The 4262-nt window shown below is 55.6% G+C and carries 4 protein-coding genes; 1 reads left to right on the top strand and 3 read right to left on the bottom strand.

Annotated elements, in window-relative coordinates:
• Both Q1W15_RS11585 and thiI read right to left on the bottom strand, forming a co-directional pair.
• A partial coding sequence (locus Q1W15_RS11585; protein ID WP_300728146.1) for a GTP-binding protein occupies window positions 1-254 on the bottom strand: 254 nt, incomplete at its 3' end.
• Between the two features lie 139 nt (window positions 255-393).
• The gene (thiI, locus tag Q1W15_RS11580; protein WP_300728143.1) at window positions 394-1848 is read right to left on the bottom strand and encodes a tRNA uracil 4-sulfurtransferase ThiI; all 1455 of its coding nucleotides are present in this window, start codon (window positions 1846-1848) and stop codon (window positions 394-396) included.
• Between the two features lie 333 nt (window positions 1849-2181).
• On the opposite strand from thiI, the gene glnA reads away from it, so the two are divergent.
• A complete protein-coding gene (gene glnA, locus Q1W15_RS11575; protein ID WP_300728138.1) occupies window positions 2182-3588 on the top strand; it encodes a type I glutamate--ammonia ligase in 1407 nt (468 codons plus the stop codon).
• Between the two features lie 373 nt (window positions 3589-3961).
• Here the strand turns inward: glnA and Q1W15_RS11570 are convergent.
• The coding region (locus Q1W15_RS11570) for a hypothetical protein (protein ID WP_300728135.1) at window positions 3962-4262 on the bottom strand (301 nt) is incomplete at its 5' end.

Below are 4262 nucleotides of genomic sequence, written 5' to 3'. Positions count from 1 at the left end.
ACTTCGCCGCCGAAGTCGGCGTGGCCCGGGGTGTCCACGATGTTGATGTGGTAGCCGTTCCAGTTGATGGCGGTGTTTTTCGCCAGAATGGTAATACCGCGCTCTTTCTCCTGGTCGTTGGAGTCCATCACGCGCTCGTCGTTGAGCTCGCCGCGCTCCAGAGTGCCGGATTGACGCAAGAGTTTGTCTACCAGGGTGGTTTTACCGTGGTCAACGTGAGCAATGATGGCGATGTTGCGTAGATTTTCGATCACTTGTGTATCTCGATCAGAGGATTCGGTGTGCTGACAGGTCGTGGCAGCGATTAACAATAGAGTCAGGCCTTGCCGTTACAACTTGACGGCGGCGTCGGGGGGCCGGTGACGCAGGCCACAGGCATACAGCCCCGGGCTCTTAGCTCGGTCGATAAACGCGCACATTGGCATGTCCCTCACTGAGCAAATGGTGAGCATGCAGGCGACTCATCACGCCTTTGTCGCAATACAACAGGTACTGACGGGTGTCATCCAGTTCCTTGAAGCGGCTGTTCAGAGCATAGAACGGCAACGCTTGTACTTCGATGCCAGCCAGTTCCAGCGGTTGATCTTCTTGGGCATCCGGGTGACGGATGTCGATGACGATCTGGCCCGCCAGCACTTCGCTGACTTCTTCGACTTGCAAATCCTGGCCCAATTCATCGATCACCCGATCAATCGGCACCAGTTTGGCCCGCTCAAGCGCACGCTCAAGCACGGCCATATCAAACTGTTGTTCTTCATACTCCACACGCGGGCGCTTGGCGTGGGTCTTGGGGTTGACCGAAATCACCCCGCAATATTCAGGCATGTGTTTGGCAAAGTCGGCCGTGCCGATCTCGGTCGCCAAATCGATAATGTCCTGCTTGTGGCTCGCAATCAGTGGGCGCAGGACCAGTTTATCGGTCACACAATCGATCACTGACAGGTTGGGCAACGTCTGGCTGGACACTTGAGAGATCGCCTCCCCCGTCACCAGCGCGTCGATGTCGAGCCGATCCGCAATACGGGACGCAGCGCGCAACATCATACGCTTCAAAATGACGCCCATATGACTGTTATCGACTTTGCCGAGAATTTCGCCCAACACTTCTTCAAAGGGAACGCTGACAAACAGCACGCGCTGCGAGCTGCCGTACTTCTTCCATATATAGTGCGCGACTTCCATCACGCCCAATTCGTGGGCACGTCCGCCCAGGTTGAAGAAGCAAAAGTGGCTCATAAGCCCGCGGCGCATGATCTGGTAGGCCGCCACCGTGGAATCGAAGCCACCGGACATCAATACCAGCGTCTGCTCCAACGCCCCCAGCGGGTAGCCGCCGATGCTGTTGTGCTGGCTGTGGATCACAAACAACCGTTGGTCGCGAATTTCGAAGCGAACTTCAATTTGCGGGTTTTTCAGCGAAATACCGGCAGCCCCACACTCACGACGCAGCTTGCTGCCGACGTATTTCTCGACGTCCATCGAGCTGAACGGGTGCTTGCCGGCGCGCTTGCAACGCACCGAAAAAATCTTGCCGGCCAGCGCCTCGCCAAAGTGCACTTTGCACTTCTCGACGATGTCGTCAAAGTCCCCCAGCGGGTACTCGTCAACCTGCAGAAAATGCGCAATGCCCGGCATGCAGCTCAGGCGTTCGGTCATTTCTTTCAAGGCTTTAGGGTCACTGACGCGCGTTTGCAGCTCGATGTTGTCCCACACGCCCGTCACCACCACCGCCGGGTCCAGATCGCGGAGCACGGTGCGGATGTTTTTGGCCAATTGACGGACGAAACGCATCCGAACCGGACGGCTCTTGATCGTGATTTCGGGGAAGACTTTAACGATTAGTTTCATGAAAACAGCGCGCGAGCAGCCTGCCAAAAAAGGGGGGCGCGGATTATAGCGGAAATTGCTCAAGGTTTAACCAGTTATCGTACAAACGGTTTTCATCGCACCAAAACAGAGCATTAATGCCGTTTGCCGCTTCATTTGGGTGCGATAAAGCGCACTAATCGGTAGTCTGAAGCGCTTACATGCTTAAGATTGGCGCATTACACCCGATTCAGGGCACTGGCATGCAATTTGCTCTCTTGTGAGGCAGGTTGCCTTGGCAGAGTATTCGCGCCGGCATCAACCACTTATTAAGGGCTATTCCACTACCAGCCCTAAGCCACCCCGGAGGACACTATGTCGAAGTCGGTTCAACTCATCAAAGATCATGACGTCAAATGGATTGATCTGCGCTTCACTGACACCAAGGGCACTCAACATCACGTGACCATGCCGGCCCGTGATGCGTTGGATGAAGACTTCTTCACCGACGGTAAAATGTTCGACGGTTCCTCCATTGCTGGCTGGAAAGGCATCGAAGCGTCCGACATGATCCTGCTGCCAGACGACAGCACGGCCGTTCTGGACCCGTTCACCGAGCAGCCAACGCTGATCCTGGTGTGCGACATCATCGAACCTTCGAGCATGCAAGGTTACGACCGTGACCCGCGTGCAATCGCCAAGCGCGCTGAAGAGCACCTGAAAGCCACCGGTATCGGCGACACTGTGTTCGCGGGCCCGGAGCCAGAGTTCTTCATCTTTGACTCGGTGAAATTCAAGTCGGATATTTCCGGCTCGATGTTCAAAATCTACTCCGAGCAAGGTTCGTGGATGTCCGACCAGGACATCGAAGGCGGCAACAAAGGTCACCGTCCAGGCGTTAAAGGCGGCTACTTCCCGGTTCCACCGTTCGACCACGACCACGAAATCCGTACCTCCATGTGCAACGCACTGGAAGAAATGGGCCTGACCGTTGAAGTTCACCACCACGAAGTGGCAACTGCCGGTCAGAACGAAATCGGCGTCAAGTTCAACACCCTGGTGAAGAAAGCCGACGAAACCCAAACCCTGAAGTACGTAGTGCACAACGTTGCCGACGCTTACGGCCGTACTGCCACGTTCATGCCCAAGCCACTGTACGGCGATAACGGCTCGGGCATGCACGTTCACATGTCCATCTGGAAAGAAGGCAAGAACACCTTCGCAGGCGAAGGCTATGCCGGCCTGTCCGACACCGCCCTGTACTTCATCGGTGGCATCATCAAGCACGGTAAGGCCCTGAACGGCTTCACCAACCCGGCCACCAACTCCTACAAGCGTCTGGTGCCAGGTTTCGAAGCACCGGTCATGCTGGCCTACTCGGCTCGCAACCGTTCCGCGTCGATCCGTATTCCTTACGTGTCCAGCCCTAAAGCTCGCCGTATCGAAGCCCGTTTCCCGGACCCGGCTGCCAACCCGTACCTGTGCTTCGCCGCACTGCTGATGGCTGGCCTGGACGGCATCCAGAACAAGATCCACCCTGGCGACGCGGCTGACAAAAACCTGTATGACCTGCCGCCTGAAGAGTCCAAGCAGATCCCACAAGTGTGCGGCAGCTTGAAAGAAGCCCTGGAAGAACTGGACAAAGGTCGTGCGTTCCTGACCAAAGGCGGCGTTTTCAGCGACGACTTCATCGACGCTTACATCGCCCTGAAAAGCGAAGAAGAAATCAGAGTACGTACCTTCGTACACCCACTGGAATACGAGCTGTACTACAGCTGCTGATCCAGGCGCGCCAGCCTGAGCTGGCACCCTAAAGAGGCCTGGTTTGGCTCTTTGGTTCTGTGCCCCGCAACATCAGCGCACAGAGCCCACTAATAGCCCTCGCTTAGAGGGCTATTTTTTTGGCTCATCACGGATTAACGGGAAAGGCACTCTTGATCTTAATGAACAAGCATTCGCTAACCCGGTAGCCTTACGCCATTCGTTTAATCACCTTTATTCGATGGTTTATCCCTTCCCACTGCCGGTGTGCATCGGCATGTACTCAACTCACAATACCCCTCCAGTAGCGCCTCAGTTGCTCGGCGAGCACCGTATGTTGAGTGCGGCCTTGATCAAATAGACCGTCATCAACGAAGGGTTAGCGGCCATAGCCTCAACGGCGCTTGATCGATGCGGCGATGGTATCGGCCATCTTGCGAAGCTCGTCCTTGCCAATGGTTGGCTTGCCGTCAGGCGCGTTCCGCGAGTCTTGCATCACGTAGAGCAGCAGGTTGGGGGTGTCTTCCTTGGCATCAGGGTCGCCTTTGACATAAGCGATATAGCCGTAGTCCTTCGTTTGCGGCAAACAGCCCGCTTCTTTTTTCTCGGCTTTGGAGAAGTATTTATCGTCCCAGGAACATTGGTCTTTGGATGAACGTGTGCGGCGGGTTATTTCGACAAAGGTCGATTGACCT

The organism is Pseudomonas sp. (assembly GCF_030150285.1).
GTDB lineage: Bacteria > Pseudomonadota > Gammaproteobacteria > Pseudomonadales > Pseudomonadaceae > Aquipseudomonas.
Note: the sequence above shows the minus strand (reverse complement) of the source record. Positions and strands in the feature narration are given on the sequence as shown.